Annotated in this window: 14 protein-coding genes; 5 read left to right on the forward strand and 9 right to left on the reverse strand. The window is 64.9% G+C overall.

What is annotated here, in order from left to right; all coding sequences use genetic code 11:
* Positions 1-81: 81 nt before the first annotated feature.
* The 4 genes from HB860_RS07585 to HB860_RS07600 all read right to left on the reverse strand — a co-directional run bounded on the left by HB860_RS07585 (position 82) and on the right by HB860_RS07600 (position 5,613).
* Positions 82-1,068 (reverse strand): Gfo/Idh/MocA family protein, encoded by a 987-nt coding sequence (locus HB860_RS07585; RefSeq protein ID WP_247626218.1) that lies wholly within the window; start codon positions 1,066-1,068, stop codon positions 82-84.
* Between the two features lie 81 nt (positions 1,069-1,149).
* A complete protein-coding gene (gene nfo, locus HB860_RS07590; RefSeq protein WP_202045490.1) occupies positions 1,150-1,995 on the reverse strand; it encodes a deoxyribonuclease IV in 846 nt (281 codons plus the stop codon).
* Positions 1,996-2,173: 178 nt separating this feature from the next.
* Complete coding sequence (locus HB860_RS07595) at positions 2,174-3,223, reverse strand: sensor domain-containing diguanylate cyclase (RefSeq protein ID WP_247626219.1); 1,050 nt, start codon at positions 3,221-3,223, stop codon at positions 2,174-2,176.
* Between the two features lie 353 nt (positions 3,224-3,576).
* Complete coding sequence (locus HB860_RS07600; protein WP_247626220.1) at positions 3,577-5,613, reverse strand: glycoside hydrolase family 3 protein; 2,037 nt, start codon at positions 5,611-5,613, stop codon at positions 3,577-3,579.
* 231 nt (positions 5,614-5,844) lie between these two features.
* Between HB860_RS07600 and HB860_RS07605 the strand changes: the two genes are divergently transcribed.
* Positions 5,845-6,855, forward strand: a complete 1,011-nt coding sequence (locus HB860_RS07605) for a helix-turn-helix transcriptional regulator (RefSeq protein WP_247626221.1) — start codon at positions 5,845-5,847, stop codon at positions 6,853-6,855.
* Here HB860_RS07605 and HB860_RS07610 read toward each other — a convergent pair.
* On the reverse strand, positions 6,835-7,758 hold the full coding sequence (locus HB860_RS07610; protein ID WP_247626222.1) for a LysR family transcriptional regulator: 924 nt from the start codon (positions 7,756-7,758) through the stop codon (positions 6,835-6,837). The two genes, HB860_RS07605 and HB860_RS07610, sit on opposite strands and share 21 nt — an antisense overlap.
* Before the next feature lie 124 nt (positions 7,759-7,882).
* On the opposite strand from HB860_RS07610, the gene HB860_RS07615 reads away from it, so the two are divergent.
* Positions 7,883-8,641, forward strand: a complete 759-nt coding sequence (locus HB860_RS07615) for an SDR family NAD(P)-dependent oxidoreductase (RefSeq protein ID WP_247626223.1) — start codon at positions 7,883-7,885, stop codon at positions 8,639-8,641.
* Positions 8,642-8,741: 100 nt separating this feature from the next.
* Here HB860_RS07615 and HB860_RS07620 read toward each other — a convergent pair whose 3' ends face one another.
* A complete protein-coding gene (locus HB860_RS07620) occupies positions 8,742-10,175 on the reverse strand; it encodes a glycoside hydrolase family 1 protein (protein ID WP_247626224.1) in 1,434 nt (477 codons plus the stop codon).
* A gap of 158 nt (positions 10,176-10,333) precedes the next feature.
* Here HB860_RS07620 and HB860_RS07625 point away from each other — a divergent pair, with 158 nt between their 5' ends.
* Positions 10,334-11,236, forward strand: a complete 903-nt coding sequence (locus tag HB860_RS07625) for a LysR family transcriptional regulator (protein ID WP_247626225.1) — start codon at positions 10,334-10,336, stop codon at positions 11,234-11,236.
* Positions 11,237-11,371: 135 nt separating this feature from the next.
* Entirely contained in the window at positions 11,372-12,946 is a 1,575-nt protein-coding gene (locus HB860_RS07630) for a sensor domain-containing diguanylate cyclase (RefSeq protein WP_247626226.1), read from the forward strand.
* 12 nt (positions 12,947-12,958) lie between these two features.
* Here the strand turns inward: HB860_RS07630 and HB860_RS07635 are convergent, their stop codons facing one another.
* The 3 genes from HB860_RS07635 to fdhD all read right to left on the reverse strand — a co-directional run bounded on the left by HB860_RS07635 (position 12,959) and on the right by fdhD (position 17,413).
* Positions 12,959-14,086: a hypothetical protein gene (locus HB860_RS07635; RefSeq protein ID WP_247626227.1), complete on the reverse strand. Its 1,128-nt coding sequence runs from the start codon at positions 14,084-14,086 to the stop codon at positions 12,959-12,961.
* Positions 14,087-14,346: 260 nt separating this feature from the next.
* Positions 14,347-16,644 (reverse strand): FdhF/YdeP family oxidoreductase, encoded by a 2,298-nt coding sequence (locus HB860_RS07640; RefSeq protein ID WP_247626228.1) that lies wholly within the window; start codon positions 16,642-16,644, stop codon positions 14,347-14,349.
* Positions 16,628-17,413, reverse strand: a complete 786-nt coding sequence (gene fdhD, locus HB860_RS07645; protein ID WP_247626229.1) for a formate dehydrogenase accessory sulfurtransferase FdhD — start codon at positions 17,411-17,413, stop codon at positions 16,628-16,630. The genes HB860_RS07640 and fdhD overlap by 17 nt, the downstream gene beginning before the upstream one ends.
* A gap of 161 nt (positions 17,414-17,574) precedes the next feature.
* On the opposite strand from fdhD, the gene HB860_RS07650 reads away from it, so the two are divergent.
* Positions 17,575-18,453, forward strand: a complete 879-nt coding sequence (locus tag HB860_RS07650) for a LysR family transcriptional regulator (RefSeq protein WP_247626230.1) — start codon at positions 17,575-17,577, stop codon at positions 18,451-18,453.
* The last annotated feature ends 66 nt before the right edge of the window (positions 18,454-18,519 follow it).

Below are 18,519 nucleotides of genomic sequence, written 5' to 3' on the forward strand. Positions count from 1 at the left end.
AACAACAGAGGGCGCCGTGGCGCCCTCTGTTGTTTAAGGAAGATGTGGCAAGGAGCTCTTGCAGGATGACATGCAACGCCATCAGCCCCCCAGGTGCAGCCCCGCCTCCACCCAGCCCAGCACCCGCCGCGTCAGGGCATGGGGCACCCAGGGGGAGTCCAGCAGCCGGTGGCGCAGACAATCGGCGAAGTGATCCGCCTCGTGCTGCATGCCGCCCCCCTGCACCGGCAGGTAGATGTCCGCCGGCCAGGCCGCAGGGGGCGTATCCCCCTGCCAATGAATGTGCTGGGGGTTCCACCACTTGCCCTCGATGACCAGGGTCCACGCCTCTCCCGAGAGCCAGGCGTCCCGATCGAGATCCTCGATGATGGAGGCGCCAAGCTCGGCCGAGAAGGGGCCGCCGAAGCGGAAGCGGGCCGCGAGATCCACCTCCCCCGGCGCCCGGTCCAGCGCCACCTCGGGAGCCAGGGTCGCAAGCCCCAGCCGCTCGCAGAGGGCGGCATAGAGCCACAGCGGATAGACCCCCACATCCCAGGCGGCGCCGCCGTCGAGGGCGGGATCGAACAGCTTGCCGACCCGGGGCGGGGCCGAGCCGAACGCCGCGCGCAGGCTGCGAGGCGCAGGCAGCAGGGGCAGTCGCTGCAACAGGGCCCGCATGGCGGGGAAGCACATCACCTTCATGGCTTCGAGCAGCAACAGGCCGCGCTCATGGGCGAGCGCCACCAGGGCGTCCCAATCCGCCACCCGGGTCACCGCCGGTTTCTCTACCAGCACGTGCTTGCCCGCCAGCAGCATCTGCCTGATCAGGGCGGCGTGCTCTGGGTGGATCACCGCCACATAGACGGCATCCACCTCGGGGCTCTCGGCCAGGGCCTGATAGCTGCCATAGGCCAGCCCCAGCCCCAGCTCACCGGCGAACTCGTCGGCCCGCCCCTGATCCCGGGCGGCGATCGCCACCACGCGCCCGCCCCTGGCGTGCTGATTGACGTCGCGGCAAAAACGCCTGGCGATGGCTCCCGCCCCGGCTATCCCCCAGCGCAGCAGTGGCGCGTTTCCCTGTGATTGCATCTCGTCTCCTCGTATGAATGCCCTTCCCCCTTATGGCGAGGGAAGGCGCGGCACCGGCCTCTGTTCAGGCTGCCCGGCGGATCAGGTCCTGGCCAGGCTGCGCAGCCAGCTTATCTCGTCACCCCAGATCGTCTCGTCTATGGTCTCGAGGATCAGCGGAATGCCGTCGAAACGGTGATCGTTCATGATGTGATGGAAGACCGCCTCGCCGAGGTTCCCCTCCCGCAGGCTGTGGTGGCGATCGACCCGGCTACCGAAGGTACACTTGGCACCATTGATATGCATCCCCTTGAGGTACTCGAAGCCGACGATGCGGTCAAAGTCGGCAAACACCGCCGCGCACCCCTCGGGGGTGCGCAGATCGTAACCGGCGGCGAAGGCGTGACAGGTGTCGAAACAGACCCCGACCCGGCGCTTGTCCTCCACCCCGTCGATCAGGGTGGCCAGGTGCTCGAACGACCAGCCGAGGTTGGTGCCCTGGCCGGCGGTGTTCTCGATCACCGCCGTGACCCCCTCGCTTCGCTCCAGCGCCCAGTTGATGGACTCGCTCACCAGTTTGAGGCTTGCCGCCTCGGGGATCTGCTTCAGGTGGCTGCCGGGGTGGAAGTTCAGGTAGCAGAGCCCGAGCTGCTCGCAGCGCCTGATCTCGTCCAGGAAGGCATCCCGGGACTTGGCCAGGGCGTCGGGGTCGGGATGGCCCAGGTTGATGAGGTAGCTGTCGTGGGGCAGGATCTGCTCGGGGCGAAAGCCCCCCTTGTCGCAGGCCGCCTTGAAGGCGCGGATGCTGGCATCCGACAGGGGCGCCGCCTGCCACTGGCGCTGGTTCTTGGTGAACAGGGCGAAGGCGTTGGCCCCGATAGCCTGGGCACGGGCTATGGTGTTCTCCACCCCGCCGGCCGCACTGACGTGGGCTCCGATAAATTTCATCTCATCTCCTCTGCGCGCTTGCTGGGTGCGCCCGCCTTGCGAGGCGCGGCAACCCTTGATGGGGCGCCATTATGCCCAAGCCCGCCCCTTGCGCCAAACCGGGATTGTCGATGGCGGCAATGGAAAAGGCGCCCGCAGGCTCATCCCTGCTCTTGCTCCCCATCGGCAGCCAAGGGTGCTACCCATGGTTGCATTCAACCCGGTTGCGGCCGTTTCGCTTCGCGGCATAGAGGGCAGCGTCTGCCCGCTTGAGTATTGAACTGAGCTCCGTATCCTGACGTGAGGACGCCGAGAACCCGATGCTGGCAGTCAGCCTTATTATTTCCCCTTCGTACTCTATGATCTGCTGCTCGATGAGCGCGCGAATATTGTCAAATATGGATGAATCATTTTCAGGATGACAATCATTCACAATAATTGCGAACTCCTCTCCACCTATTCTGGCGAATATATCGTCTGTCCTGATTTCTCTTTTTACCAGCTTGGCAATCGCCTTCAGCACATAATCACCCGCATCATGACCATATTTATCATTCAGATTTTTAAAGTGATCCAGATCCAATATACCGACAAAAATTGGCGCATCAGCCAATCTCGACATGATTAATCTGCGTTCACCCTCGTTCATGAATGCTCTTCTATTGGCGGTTTCCGTCAGATAGTCCGTTGATGCCTGCAGCTCCATTTCCGTCACCTGCAGGTGCAGCTGTATATTGAGGGCAAGCCAGTTGGCGAGACATTGCAACAAGATGGCATGTTCGGCGGTGTAATAGGCTCTCTGGTGGTGTGCAACATTCAGGGTCCCTATACAGACCGAACCCTGCATCATGGGCGCATCCATGCAACACCCCATGCCGTGCCGGGACAAGATCTTGCAGTCCAGATCGGGGGACTGGCTCAAGTCGTCACAGATCGTCAGCATGCTGGTCGAAAAGACCCGACCCACCATGGAGCCATGAATGGGAACCAGAGACTCCATGGGAATCGCATTATTCCCCATCACCGAATAGAGCTTCAAGGAGGCATCATTCTCTTTGATGGTGATGCTGGCCCTCTCGGCAGAAAAAAGATAAAAAATCCAATTCGCCATCACATTCAATACATCTTGAAGCGAGGCCGCCTGGGTCAGATCCTGAATAAAGGAGACGGGAATGGTGATCTTCTGACCTGGACCGATATTGGATAAAAAGTTTGGATCAAAACTTCTTTCATTATTTTGATTGTGCATGGCGACCTCGCACTATTTTATTATGAGAGCCTGGCCTTGCTCTGATCCGCAGCAGCCAAGAGTCCAGATAACCATTTTCTATGTATCCATATTTTCTTGCTCAAGAGTATAACAACCATGTGGGAACTGGAACGCTTGTTCTGTGGGACATCATTTTTCGGATAAATAACGACCCAATAAAAGCAACGTCAACACTAGAGGTCGATGCAATGGTTATCGCATGCCATTGCAAAGGGGCGACGCTTTCACTTCTTCCTTGATGGCCGCGACCTCATGGTGAGCAGACCGTCGCCGAGCCCTCACCATGGAAAAGGCGCCCGCAGGCGCCTTGATGATGGATGCAGGGCTCGCCCTCAATAGGCCAGGCCGGCGCCATAGGGGTAGAGCGGGTTCGCGGAGTCCTTCGCCACGTCCGGGTGCTGGTCTTGCACCGCCTGCCAGCTGGAGGGCAGCTCGAAGGGCAGCTTGCCGCTGGCCTTGGCCTTGCCGCTGATGACGTCGAACAGCGCCTGATCCAGGGCTCCGAAGTTGGCGAGCAGTACCTGGGCCGCCGGTGCCACCTCGGTCAGGATGGCGGGCCTGTCCAGATAGACGGAGAGCACCATGGGCACCCCGGCCTGCGCTATGGCCTGGATGGCGGCGTACTCGTCCGCCCCGCGGTAGACCCCCTCATGGGCCGTCTCCTGCACCACCTGATCGGCACTGGCAAAGCCGAGCTGACCGAAGTGGATGCTGCCAAACGGGAAGCGGGGATCCTGCTCACCCGGGGCGTTGACCCGCACTATGGCGAGATCGGCCTGGGCCAGCTCAGTCACTACCGTATAGCCGTTGGCCGCGGCCACCTCGGCGTTGACGTTATGCAGGTAGACCCGCTTGCCGTCCGCCTTGAGCGGCAGCAGGGATCCCTCGTTCTTCAGCAACACGTGGGACGCCGCCTGGGCGGCCTGGGCCTCCTGCTGGAACTCGGCCTTGCCCACCAGGGCCACCGCAGCCTGGGTATCCACATAGGGGTTCTCGAACAGCCCCAGGGCGAACTTCTGCTCCAGGATCCGCTCGGCCGAGGTGGTGATGGCCGCCTCGGTCACCAGGCCGCTCTGCACCGCCGCCAGCAAGGGGGCGGGATCTTCCACGCCGCCGAACTGATCCACCCCGGCGTCGATGGCCTTGGCGTAGCGCTCGGCCTTGGTGAGCTTCTCCACCCCCCAGGACATGCCAAAGGGCACTGTCCAGGGGCTGACACCCGCCGTCACCTCATCCTGGGTCAGCCCCTGCTCGCAGCGGCTGTCGCAGTCGTTGACTATGCCCCAGTCGCTCAGCACCACGCCGTCGAACTTGAAGTGGCCCCGCAGCAAGTCGGTGAGGATCTGGCGGTTGAAGCCAAAGCCCACCTCCTCGATAGCCTGGCCTTCATAGGTCAGCCCCTCGGGCAGGGCGTAATAGGGCATCACGGCCCCCACCCTGGCCTCAAAGGCCCCCTCGAAGGGCACCAGGTGATAGGCGAACTGGCCGCCCGGGTAGACCTGCTCCTTGCCCCAGGGGTTGTGGGCATCCAGGCCGTTTTTCTGGGGACCGGCTCCGGCGAAGTGCTTGACCACGGTGACCACGCTCTCCGGGCCGATCCCGTCGCTCCCCTGCTGGAAGCCCTCGATGTAGGCCTTGACCAGGGATTTGGCGAGCAGGTTGTCTTCACCGAAGGTGCCGTTGATGCGGCCCCAGCGCGGCTCGGTCGCGAGATCCGCCTGGGGAGAGAGGGCCTCGTGAATGCCGACGGCCCTGTACTCCTGGCGGGCGATATCGCCAAAGCGCTGCACCAGGGCGGCATCGCCGATGGCGGCGAGCCCCAGGGTCTCCGGCCACTGGGAGAAGGCCCCGGCGCCTATGCTGGTGGCGTTGGGATCATGGGTGAAGTGGTTGCGGGGATCCGTGCTCACCGTCATGGGGATGCCTAGCCCCACCCCCTCCAGCAGGGCCTGCAGCCGGTTGTTGTCGTCGGCGATGGCCGCCGGATCCCCCGCCATGCGGGTGATAAAGGTATTGACGCCGTCTTCCCGCAGCATCTTGTCCATGGCGGTGAGGTTGACCCGCCCGTCTGCGTCCAGCACCAGGGTGCCGTGCATCATCAGGCCCGCCTTCTGGGCCAGGGAGAGCCTGCCCACCAGATCCCGGGCCCGCTCGGCGGCGCCAAGGCGCCAGTCTTCATAAGGAGTCAGGGTGCCGCTGCCATCGAGATCCTTGAATTGCAGGCCATCCTGCTCGATCAGGCTGACGGTGCGGTGGCCCAGAGTGGGCTGCTCCGGCTTGGGGGTGGAGTCGTTGTCATTGCACCCTGCCAGCAGCAGGGCCCCTATGCCGAGGGCGACGCGGGTTCGGGAGAGCGAGTGGTATTTCATTATTGTTATCTTCCTTGTGTGTGTAGGAGTGGCCACTGTATGCAAAATCGGCCCGCCTCACTTGCCCTGCGGGTGCAGGGAATTGCCGGTTGGGAGCAAGTTCGAAAAGTGTGAAAAGGGTTGCAGGGTTACCCTTGGTTACATTTCTGAAACATGAAGCCGAACCTGGCTCACGGCAATTCATGGCCGTTGGCGGATGATGGTGGGCCACCGCCGACAAGGATTTTCGCCGTGAAGACAGTCTCCAACCGGATAGCCCTGCACTGCCTCAACCACTGGCAGAGAGAGGGTCGGGATCCGGCCCAGCTCCTGCAAGCTGCCGGGATTGCCAGAGAAGAGCTGCTGATCCCCCAGGGGCGGATCGACGCCCAGCGCCACTTCCGGCTGCTGACCCAGGTCGCCCCCCATCTTGACATGACCCACAAGTGGTCGCCCCCCTCGCTCTCGGGGCTCTTTGCCGACTACCTGCCGCTGGCTAGCCTGTGCTGCAACGCCGCCACCCTGCGCCAGGCCCTGCACTTCTTCCTCGCCTACCGCCCCCTCATCGGCGAGTGCGATCGGATAGTGCTGCGGGAGGAAGAGGGGCAGGCCAGGCTCAGTTACCATTCGGAGTCCGATCACCCGGACGTGATCGCCATGAGCAGCCTGGCCAACCTCGGCCACCTCTATGCCCTGCTGCAGTTCTACCACCCCGGCCAGGGCCAGCTGGTGCTGCCCACCCCGGTGCGCCCCAGGCTGTGGCGCGAGCTGGGGGCCTGGCTGGGGGAGCGGCTGCAACGGGGAGAGGGCTTTGAGCTGCGCTTCCCCGCGGCCTTGCTCGATCTCGCCCACGGCGGCTGCAACGGCCCCCTGCAACCCCTGCTGCTGGGGGAGCTCGACGGCCAGATGCGGCTGCTGCGCCCGAGCAGCCACTACAGGGAGCGGGTGCTCGGGCTCATCCGCCAGCGGCTCTGGCAGGAGAGCGTCGACTCCCCCACCCTGCTGGCGGGGATCTGCGAGGCCCTCAGGCTGACCCGCTGGACCCTCAACCGCCACCTGCGCGAGGAGGGGTGCCACTTCTCGGCCCTGCTGGAGCAGGTGAGAAGGGAGGAGGCCTGCAGGCTGCTGCAGGATCCCGGCCTCCAGCTGCAGGAGGTGGGCGGGCGCCTCGGGTTTGCCAGCCAGAGCAGCTTCACCCGCTTCTTCAAGGAGGCGTTCGCCCTCTCCCCCAGCGAATACCGCTCAAGGCGCTGCCGGCTCTGACTCCCCGGCCAGGGCCCGGGCGAGCAGCGCCGCCAGCCAGTGGATGAAGAGCTGGACCCTGGGCGCCAGCTGGCGGCGATGGGCATAGAGGGCGTGGATGGGAAGCGGCGGCGCCTGCCATTGGGGCAGCAGGCTTATCAGCTCGCCGCGCCCGAGCAACGCCTCCACCCCCACCCTCGGCATCTGGATGATGCCAAGCCCCGCCAGCGCCGCCGCCAGGTAGGTCTCGCTGTCGTTGACCATCAGGGCCCCCGCCATCGGCAGGAGGGCGCGGCTGCCATCCTCCCGCTGGTACTCGAACCCCGGCTCGCTGCGCCCCTGCCCGGAGCCATAATGGACCAGCCGGTGCCCGGCCAGATCCGCCAGGGTCTGCGGTACCCCGTGACGGGCCAGGTAGGCGGCGCTGGCGCAGTTGATCTGGCGATAGTGGCCAAGGGGCCGCGCCACCAGGCTGGAGGGCTCCAGCGCCCCCACCCGCACCACGCAGTCGAAGCCGTCGCGCACCAGATCCACCCGCCTGTCCGTGCTGCTCAGCATCAGCTGCAAGTCGGGGTGCTGTGCCAGGAAGGCGGGCAGCGCCGGGATCACCAGATGGCGCGCCATCCGGCTTGGCATGTCTACCCGCAACTGCCCCGAGATCTGGCCGCCCTGGCGAAACAGACCGTCAAACTCCTCCATGTCCGCCAGCAGATCCCGGCACCTGGCGTAGCAGAGCTGACCATCCGTGGTGAGCTGCACCCGCCGGGTGGTGCGCAGCAGGAGCCGGGTGCCCATGCGCTCCTCCAGCCGGCGGATGGCGGCGGAGAGGGTCGCCTTGGGGATGCCCAGCTGCTCGGCGCAGCGGGTAAAGCTCTCGAGTTCGGCGACCCGCACGAACAATTTCATCGCATCCAGTTGATCCATGAGCTGATTGTCTCTTCAAGCGGAACAGTGATTTCATTATCACGCTATTTATCCGGCAATAAAGGAACAATACAGTGATCCGGTCGGCTCGCACCGAGCCCTTGCCACCCACAGGAGTCACACCATGACCAGACCCATAGCCCTCATCACCGGCGCCAGCCGTGGCCTTGGCAAACACAGCGCCCTCGCCCTCGCGGCCAAGGGGGTGGATCTCATCATCACCTACCGCAGCCAGGCCGACGAGGCTGCCGCCGTGGTGGCCGAGGCCAGGGCGCTAGGGGTCCAGGCCCATGCCCTGGCACTGGATGTGGGGGTGAGCGCCTCCTTTGTCGCCTTCGCAGAGGAGGTGACGCAACTGCTCGCCCGGGAGTGGCAACGGCCGCAGTTCGACTACCTGGTCAACAACGCCGGCATCGGCATTCACGCCAGCTTCGAGCAGACCACGGAGGAGCAGTTCGACACCCTGCTCAACATCCACCTCAAGGGGACCTTCTTCCTGACCCAGAAACTGCTGCCGCTGCTTCGTGATGGCGGGCGCATCATCAACCTCTCCACCGGCCTCACCCGCTTCGCCATGCCGGGTTACGCCGCCTATGCCGCCATGAAGGGGGGCGTGGAGGTGCTGACCCACTATCTGGCCAAGGAGCTGGGCCCTCGCGGCATCGCCGTCAACGTGGTGGCCCCCGGCGCCATCGAGACCGACTTTGGCGGCGGCGTGGTGCGCGACGACAAGGGGGTCAACGCCTTCCTCGCGAGCCAGACGGCGCTCGGCCGGGTCGGCCAGCCCGACGACATCGGCGGTGTCATCGCCGCCCTGCTCTCCGACGACAACCGCTGGATCACCGCCCAGCGCATCGAGGCCTCTGGGGGCATGTTTATCTAGGCCGCCTTGCCCCAACAACACAAAACAGAAGGCCCCCTCGGTTGAGGGGGCCTTCTGTCATTTGGCAGAACATGCGCTGCGCACCGGGCGCATGGGCGCTTTAGAGCGTCTTGCCACCGGAGGCGATCACCTGGCTGTACCAGTGGAAGCTCTCCTTCTTGATGCGGCGCAGCGACCCACCCTGCTCGTCGCGCTCCACATAGACGAAGCCGTAGCGCTTCTGGTAGCCGTTGAGCCAGCTCAGGATGTCGGTGAAGGACCAGGCGCAGTAGCCGAGCAGTTCGACCCCGTCCTGCATCGCCTCCTGGCACGCCTTGAGGTGGCTGTGCAGATAGGCGATGCGGTAGTCATCCTGCACCCGGCCATCCGCGGTCAGCTTGTCGAACTCGCCGAGGCCGTTCTCGGTGATCATCAGCGGCAGGCCGTAGCGGGACGAGAGGCGGCGCAGGGCGATGCGCATCCCAGTGGGGTCTATGGCCCAGTCCCAGTTGCTGGTCTCCAGGTGCGGGTTGGGGGTGGTCCTGTAGAGACCGGGAACGCCGCTCGACGGCGTGGTGCCCTTCTGCCCCGTGGTGTTGATGCGCTGCATGGTCTGACCGCCGAGGGGATTGTCGGTGAAGGTCAGGGTGTAGTAGTAGTTGACGCCTATGTAGTCGGGGGTGCCTTCGCGCAGCAGTTCGAGATCCCCTGGCAGTATCTCGGGAGCCTCGCCGGTTTCTCTCAGGTAGGCGAGCGCCGCCTGGGGGTAGCGGCCGAAGCAGTAGGCATCCAGCCACCAGAGGTTGGTGAACTCCTCGGCATTCTCGAACGCCAGCATGTCGCTCGGGGCGCAGGAGGCCGGATAGGCGGGGGAGTAGGCAAAGCTCGGGCCGATGAGGCCGTTTGGCACATGCTGGCGGAACGCCTTGATGACCCGGGCGTTGGCCAGGAACGCGATGTGGTTGGCGGCGAAGAAGCGCTTCCTGTCCTGCACTGCGGGCGGATGGGTGCCGAGCTGGTAGGCGTTGGTCAGGTTGTAGTTCTGCTCGTTCAGCGACACCCAGTACTTCACCTTGCCGGCGAAGCGCTGATAGAGGGTGACGCAGTAGCGCTCGAAGTCGTCGATGATGCGCCTGTCTTCCCAGCCGCCGTATTCGTCCTGCAGCGCCTGAGGCAGGTCCCAGTGATAGAGGGTCAGCACAGGCTCTATGCCGTGGGCCAGCAGGGCGTCGATGAGCCGCTCGTAGAAGGCGAGTCCCGCTTCGTTCACCTCACCGCGCCCATTGGGGAAGATGCGCGGCCAGCTCACCGAGAAGCGGTAGGCCTTGAGCCCCATTTCGGCCATCAGCGCCACGTCCTCTTCCACGCGGTGGTAGTGATCCACCGCCACGTCCCCGTTGCTGCCTTCGAAGGTCTTGCCCGGCAACTTGGTGAAGAGATCCCACACCGAGGGGCCCTTGCCGTCTTCGTTCCAGGCCCCTTCCACCTGGTAGGCGGCTGAGGCGGCCCCCCAGAGGAAATCTGCGGGGAAGTCGTTGAACTTGGGATGGTGCATCTGGCTTGTCTCCTGCTGCTTGAGGATGGTGCCGCCTCTCCCCTGGGGGGCACTGGCGGGCGTCAAAACGAATTGGCATCAGCATCGAACAGTTCTAGAATTCCGTCCAATGACAATTTTTGCCATTCAATATTCCAAACAGGAATGAAGGAGTCGTGATGGAGTTGCGGGATCTGAAGGCCTTCGTCACCCTGGGGGAGGTCTTGCACTTCGGTCAGGCGGCGGCGCGCCAACACATCACCCAGTCGGCCCTGAGCAAGCAGATCCGGCGGCTGGAGGCGGATTTTGGCGGCGAGCTGTTCGAGCGCAACGCCAGCAGCACCCGGCTCACCCCCCTCGGGCGCGCCCTCTACGGGGATGCCTGCGCCCTGGTGGCCCAGAGCGAGCAGCTCGGTCGCACCGCCCGCGACGTGCTGGCGGGCAATGGCGGCACCCTGCGCATCGGCTTCGGGGTCGCCACCAAGCTGCTGGTGCCCGCCGCCATCGCCCGTTTTCGGGCCAGCCGCCCCGGGGTCGGCATAGAGCTCAACGATCTCTCCACCCATCACCAGTTGCTGGCACTCAGTGAAGGCAGGCTGGATCTCGGCTTCTGCCGCCTGCCCGCCCCCAAGGGCTGGCCGGTGCTGCCCGTGGTGCGCGCCCATTTCGTCGCCGTGCTGCCTGCCGGCTACCAGGGGGTGACGGGGCTCTCGGATCTGCTGGACAAGCCGCTGGCCATACTGCGCCGGGACAAGGCCCCCTCCTTCCACGATCAGTTCGTGCACTACCTGGCCCAGAGCGGGCTGCGCTTTGGGGATATCCAGTACGTCAACGACTTCGCCGCCGGCATCGCCACCGCGGCGGCGGGCATCGCCTGGACCCTGGTGCCCTCCTCCACCATCATAGAGCACCCGGACGTCATAACCCTGCCCTTAGGGGAGGCCGAGGCGAGCTGGATCATAGGGCTCATTCGCCCGCCGGGAGGGGATAACCCCCTCATCGCCCCCTTCTGGCAGACAGTGGCCGAGCTCGGTGATCCCGCCCTCACCGTTCTGGGTGATCAGGGCGGTGCAGAGTCATGACGCGGCCATGGCCGTCGTTCACGACACGGCATCGTTCGAGAACCACATTAACGGTAGCTTTTGAGCAGCCAGCCCCCGTAAAATTGCACCATGGCCCCGGCGCCCGGCGCCAACCGACAAGGACTCGTTTCTCCGATGCTATCTCACTGGCTGCTGAGGTTTGATCTCCATCGCCTCATCCTGGCCCTGGCCGTGCTCGGCGTGCTGGCCACCTTCGGCAACAGCTTCTACGCCATCCATCAGGCACAGCGACAACTGCTGATCGACAGTACCCTGGAGGCCAACCGTGTCTATGCCACCAAGCTGGCCGCCTCCGCCGAGGCCATGCTGAATGCGGCCCAGGAGCAGCTTGCCTACAGCGCCACCCTGCTGGCGCCGCTGCTGCAGGCCAACGACGTCAAGGGGCTGGAGCAGGAGGTGACCCAGTTGCGCGAGCGCACCAACACCTTCAACTCGGTGGCCATAGTCAACACCGAGTCCACCATAGTCGCCGTCTCCCCCGAGACCCTGAAGGTGAAGGGGGCCAAGCTCACCTCCCGCAGCGCCCGCCAGACCCTCGCCAACCAGCAGCCGACCATCTCGGATCCCCTGGTCTCCCTCTCGGGCAACTACCTCATCAGCCTCTCCTACCCTGTGTTCTCGACGGACAGGCGCTACCTCGGCTATGTCGCCGGGACCATCTATCTGCAGTCCGCCAGCGTGCTCTCCAGCCTGCTGGGTCAGCACTACTACCAGGATGGCTCCTACCTCTACGTGGTCGACCGGCAGAAGACCCTGATCTACCACCCCAACCCCAAGCGCATCGGCCAGAAGATAGGTGAGAATGCGGTGGTGGACGAGGTGTTGCAGGGGCGGCAGGGGGCACAAAGCGTGCTCAACTCCCGGGGAACCGAGATGCTGGCGGGCTTCGCCCCCGTGGCCGGTGCGGGCTGGGGAGTGGTGGCCCAGCGCCCCCGCAGCGCCACCCTGGCCGGGCTGGATCAGCAGATGCTCGACATATTGAAGGGGATGATCCCGGTCACCCTCTTCATCCTCTTCGCCATCTGGCTCTCGGCCACCATCATCTCCCGGCCCCTGCGGCAGCTGGCCAACCGGGCCAGGCTGATGGATCAGCAGGAGGCGGCCTCCAACATCTCCAGCATCCGCGCCTGGTACTTCGAGGCGGCCCAGATCAAGCAGGCCATCCTCAAGGGGCTGGGGCTGCTCAACACCAAGATTGACCAGCTGCACACCGACAGCCACACCGACCCTATGACGGGCCTCTTCAACCGGCGGGCCATGCAGCAGATGCTGGACGACTATCAGGCACAGTCCCGGCCCCTGGCGGCCATCGCCCTCGATATCGATCACTTCAAGGGGATCAACGACCACTTCGGCCACGACGTCGGGGACGCCGTCATCGTCGCCCTGGCGACCCTGATGCAGCGGGATCTGCGCGCCGATGCCGCCCTGTGCCGCAGCGGCGGCGAGGAGTTCCTGCTGCTGCTGCCCGGGGTCTCCCTGGTGCAGGCACAGCGGATCGCCGAGCGGCTGCGGATGACGGTGGCAGGCCACGAGATGGATCAGGCCGGGCGCATCACCATCTCCCTCGGGGTCGCCCACTGGCCTGGGGATGCCAGCGATCTCGGTGCAGTGCTCAAGCAGGCGGACAAGGCGCTCTACCAGGCCAAGCACAGGGGCCGCAACTGCGTGGTGGTGGCCGGCGCCTGAGGCCACCCCGCGTCAGAAGCTGTAACCCATCTTGAGGTAGATGCCCCCGTTGTCGTCCTTGCCCATGGCATACTCGAGGTTGGCGACTATGCCCGCCTCCGGCTTGAGCAGATACTGCACCCCCGCCCCCCAGGCCGGGTAGATGTTGGCGCTGTCGGAGCAGTCGAGGGACTCCCCGTTCACGGCATCCCCGTAGAGGCAGGCCACCCCGGCGAAGGCGGTCAGGGTCCAGCGTTCGGCCAGCTTGTAGCGCTCCTCGACCTCCACCGCCGACATGTGCTGGCCCAGGTACTCCCCCGGGGTGTAGCCACGCAGGTAGATGGGGGAATAGGAGCCGCTCGGCGCGTTGTGGGAGAACTGGTTGCGATTGCGCCAGGCGAGCACATGGCCATCCCCGTGGCGCCAGTAGCCCCTGTAGTCGACCCGGTAGATGTCAAAGTCCCCCTCTCCCCCCAGCCCTTCCCGGTAGGCCAGGTTGTTGACGTTCAAATACCAGCCCCGGGTCGCGCTGAAGTCGCTGTCCCGGGAGTCGTGCTGCACCGCCAGCCCGAGCCCCCCCGAGGTGAACCCATCCAGCCCCAGCTCCTCCAGGATCTGATCCGATTGCAGATCCTGTCCCTGCATCTCGTAGTTGGAGTAGGCCGCCATGCCGCCGACGAACCAGTCCCCCTCCACCCGATAGAGGTAGCGCAGGAAGGCGGAGCGGAAGTGGTCCTCGGTCTCGAGGGCACGGCCGGTGCCGAGGTAATCCTGATAGCTGTTGTTGATGTCGCCAAAGATCACCCCACCGACGAGGCGGTGGTGATCCGCGCCGAACGACGTCTTGGCAAAGGCGCTGGTGATGAGGGAGTCCGAGGTGGTGTACTTGCCGGACAGGGTGAACAGGGACGGGCGCGAGCCCTCATCGAACCGGTGCAGGTAACCCACCATCAGGCCCGCCGCCGTGTCCAGCTTGGGGCTGGAGCTCAGCAGGGGCACGAACAGCCAGGGGGAGCGCTCGTCTGGCGGCTCATCCCCCTTTGCCTCGCGCTCGTCACGGCGCGGCTGCGCCTCTTCCTTGGCGGGATCCGCCGCCATCGCGGGGCTGGCCGCCAGGGTGAGGGCCAGGCCGGCCATCAGGGGAGAGATTGCATAGCGCATGTGTGGGTTCCGCACAGGGTAGCGCACGGCAAACCGGCGGCGCTTGGCCACCCTGCCTGGCAGGCGCGTCCGGGTTCAGGTTGCCGGCCGCCCTGCATCAGGGGCCGGAAGAGGGCCGCAGCATAATGGCATCCCCAGGCCCCGACCACAGCAAGATGGTGCGCCATACAATCGCCGTACAGCTTCGCCAAACGAGAGGCCCGGGCGAATAGCTGGCATGAAAAAACCCCTGCCTGGGCAGGGGTTCGGGGGGCGGATGCTTACAGATTGACGGCGAGGCTGGCGGTCTGTGGCTGGCTTGGGGTCACCAGCACGGGCACCGACTTGGAGGTGGGGGTGAAGGAGCCCTCCCCTATGCTCTCTATGGCCACCAGGGGGTTGGTCTCCGGGTAGTAGGCGGCGATGTTGCCCTTGGGGATCTCGTAGAAGATGACGCTGAAGCCGCGCACCACCCGCTCGCGCCCGTCGTTGCAGATGGCGGTCATGTCCACCTGCTGCTCCTCGGCGAGCCCCAGGCGACGGGCATCCTCCTCGTTCATGAAGACCACGTTGCGCCGCCCCTTGATGCCGCGGTAGCGATCGTCCATGCCGTAGATGGTGGTGTTGTACTGATCGTGGGAGCGCAGGCTCTGGAGCAGCAGCACGGGCTCGCCCACCATCTGCTCCGCGTGGCTGGTGCACTCGGGCAGGATGGAATCCGGCAAGCGGCTCGCCCGAAATTCGGCGCGCCCGCTTGGGGTATTCCAGCGCAGCAGGGCGGCGCTGTTCTCCAGGTGGAAGCCGCAAGGCTCCTCGATGCGGCGGTTGAAGTCGTCAAAGCCGGCGATGGTCTCGGCGATGAGATCCCGCAGCAGGGCGTAGTCATCCCGCAGCGCCAGCCAGTCCACTCGATCGCGGCCCAGCGTCGCCTCGGCCATGCGCGCGACTATGTCGATCTCGGACAGGCAGAGCGGCGAGACCGGCTCGTTCATGCCGGTGGAGGCGTGCACCATGCTGAAGGTGTCCTCCACGGTGATCTTCTGCACCCCGGCGCGCTGGGTGTCGAGCTCGGTGCGGCCGAGGCAGGGCAGGATCAGGGCATCCTTGGAGACCATGAGGTGGCTGCGGTTGAGCTTGGTGCTGATCTGCACGTTGAGCTCGCTCCTTCGCATCGCCTCATAGGTGAAGTCGGTATCCGGCGCCGCGGCTGCCAGGTTGCCACCGAGGCAGATGAGCACCTTGCTCTTGCCGCCATGGAGGGCCTTGAGGGCCTCGTAGACGTTGTGCCCCGGCGTACGCTTGAGGCCCACCGGGAAGCGGCGCTCCAGGCGATCGATAAAGGCGGCGTTGGGTTTCTCGTTGATCCCCATGGTGCGGTTGCCCTGCACGTTGCTGTGGCCGCGCACCGGACAGAGCCCGGCCCCCGACTTGCCAATCTGGCCGCACATCAGGTGCAGGTTGACGATTTCGCGAATGGTGTCGACCGAGTGCTTGTGCTGGGTGATCCCCATGGCCCAGCAGCTGATCACGCGCTCGCTCTGGGCGAAGATCTGCGCCGCCCGGGTGATCGCCTCGCGATCCAGCCCGGATTGCGCCTCGATCTGATCCCAACCGGTGGCCTTCACCTGGGCCAGGTAGTCGTCAAAGTGCGCCGTGTGCTGCTCGATAAAGGCGAGATCGATGCGCCCCCCCTGCTCTTCCAGGATGTGTTTCGCCATGCCGCGAATGGCCGCCATGTCACCGCCAAGCTTTGGCGTGAGGTACTGGTGGCTGATGCGGGTGGCCGCCGGGGTCAAAAGCTCTGCCGGGCTCTGGGGGCTCGCGAAGCGCTCGAGGGCCACCTCTTTGAGGTTGTTGAAGGTGACTATCTGGCACCCCTGGCGCGCCGCCTTGCGCAGGGCATTCATCATGCGCGGGTGGTTGGTGCCCGGGTTCTGGCCGAAGACGAAGATGGCTTTGGCGGCGTCGAAATCATCGAGCACCACTGTGCCCTTGCCCACCCCGACAGACTGGATGAGCCCCACCCCGCTCGCCTCGTGGCACATGTTGGAGCAGTCCGGGAAGTGGTTGGTGCCATAGAGGCGGCCGAACAGCTGATAGAGGTAGGAGGCCTCGTTGCTGGCGCGGCCCGAGGTGTAGAACTCCACCTCGTCGGGGCTCGCCAGGCGCTTGAGCTTGTCCGCGATGAGGGCAAAGGCCTGCTCCCAGCTTATTGGCTCGTAGTGATCGGTGGCCGGGTTGTAGCGCAGGGGCTCGGTCAGTCGCCCCTGGTATTCGAGCCAGTAGTCGCTCTGGGTGGCGAGGCGGCGCACCGAATGCTCGGCGAAGAAGGCGGCCCCCACCGTCTTGCCGGTGGACTCCCAGGCTACCGCCTTGGCGCCGTTCTCGCAGAACTGGAAGGCCCCCTGCTTGTTGTCACCCCAGGCGCAGCCGGGGCAGTCGAAGCCGTCGGTCTGGTTGACCCGCAGCAGGTTCTTGATGTTCTGCCGGGTCTTCTGGCTCTGCAGCACCTGCTTGAAGGTGGACTGCAGGGAGGAAAAGCCGCCGGCCTTGGCCGGTTTCTCAATATGACTGGACATGGGGGTCTCCAACGTGATCCTGGGCGCGGGGGCTGGCATAGCAGACCGGGGCATCGGATCTGGGCACATGAATGAGGGTCAGGTTGTATTTCAGGGCCAGTCGCACCGCGAGCTGGCTGGGAGAAGCAAGGCTGATGAGGTGGGCGGCGCCAAATAGCACCGCCTTGTGAATGAGTTCGCTGCCGCAGCGGCTGGTGATGACCAGGGTGGCGGCCTGCGCGGGTTGGCGCAGTTGCATGCCGATAAGCTTGTCCAGGGCATTGTGGCGGCCTATGTCTTCCCGGCAGGCCAGGATCTCGCCGCGCTCGTCCAGCGCCAGGGCGGCATGGAGGGCGCCGCTATGGCGGGCCTTGCTCTGCCAGGGGGCGATGCGCTCGCGCAAGTCCCGCAAACGCTCGGTATCCAGGGGGGCGCCCGGGGTCAGGGGGGCGAGCTCGGGCAGCGCATGCTCTATGGCCTCCACCCCGCAGATGCCGCAGCCGCTGGCGCCGGCCAGGCGGCGCTTGCGTCGCCCCAGCTCGGCCAGGCAGCGGTTGGCGATGGTGATGTCGAGCACCACCCCCTGCTCGGACGGGGTGCTCTGGATGTCGTGCACATCGTGGTTGCCCCCGATGATCCCCTCGCCAAACAGGAAGCCGATGGCGAAGTCGTCGAGATCATCCGGGGTGGCCATCATGACGGCGTGGTTGATGCCGTTGATGTTGACGGACACGGCCACCTCTTCCACCAGCTCATCCAGCCTGGGCAACCGTGAATTGAATGGGATCATGCGAGACGCTTATAACGTGTATTCGGGCCTCAAGTTTAGATAAGTCGCTCCCCCAAAACCAATGAAACAAATCTATTCACTGATAGACAACCTCTATTGCCATGACGATGTCGATTGATTAACTTTGTCAGCCATCCTCCACGCCAGGCGCTTCCTCTTCGATGAACATCAAGCAGTTGCACTATTTCTACGAGCTGGCCCAGCACCGCCACTTCGCCAAGGCGGCCAAGGCCTGCTTCATCACCCAGCCGACCCTGTCCGCCAGCATCACCGCCCTGGAAAAATCCCTCGGCACCGAGCTGGTGGTGCGCAACAGCCAGTTCGTGGCCCTGACCCAGGCGGGGGAAGTGGTGCTGCGCCACGCCGAGCGCATGCTGCTGGAGCAGGACGCCATGCGCCAGGAGCTGAGCCTGTTTGGCGGTGCGCTGTCGGGGGTCCTGCGCATCGGCATGGTGCCCCAGTCGAGCATCGACATCATGCCGCTGCTCAAGCGCTTTAACGACGCCTTCCCCAAGGTCAGCCTGCGCCTGTCGGTGATGACCCACGGCACCCTGCTCGAGCAGCTGGATCTGCACCAGACCGACATCGGTCTTGGCTTTGACGAGCTGCTCACCGAGCATCAGCGCCGCGCCCTCGACGTCCAGCTTCGCCACCCCAACCCCATGGCCCTGCTGGGGCCCCTGCCCCCGCACCTCGCCCCGAGCCAGCCTCTGAGGCTGGCAGACTTGCAGGATCTCCCCCTGATCCTGCCGAGCGCCACCATGCAGTTTCGCCGCTATCTCGACGAGGCCGCCGCCCGCCAGCAGCTCAGCCTGCGGGTGGTGCTGGAGACAGACTCCCTGTTCCACCTGGCCAACGGGGTGAGCCACGGGCTCGGCTGCGCCGTGGTCAGCGCCGGCATCGCCGCCACCGCCCAGCAGCTCTTCAAGCTGCCCTGCCACCCCCTGGTCGATGCGAGCGCAGGCACCATCGCCTTCATCACCCGCAAACACAGCGTCACCCCGGCCATGAAGGCGTTTCTCGCCCTGCTGCAGGCCTGAGCCCTCCCTTGGTGCAGGGCTACGAGTCTCAATACGGGTTCCGCCCGCCTTCTCCAGCAAGCCTGC

Source organism: Aeromonas genomosp. paramedia (assembly GCF_023093515.1).
Taxonomy (GTDB): Bacteria; Pseudomonadota; Gammaproteobacteria; order Enterobacterales; family Aeromonadaceae; genus Aeromonas.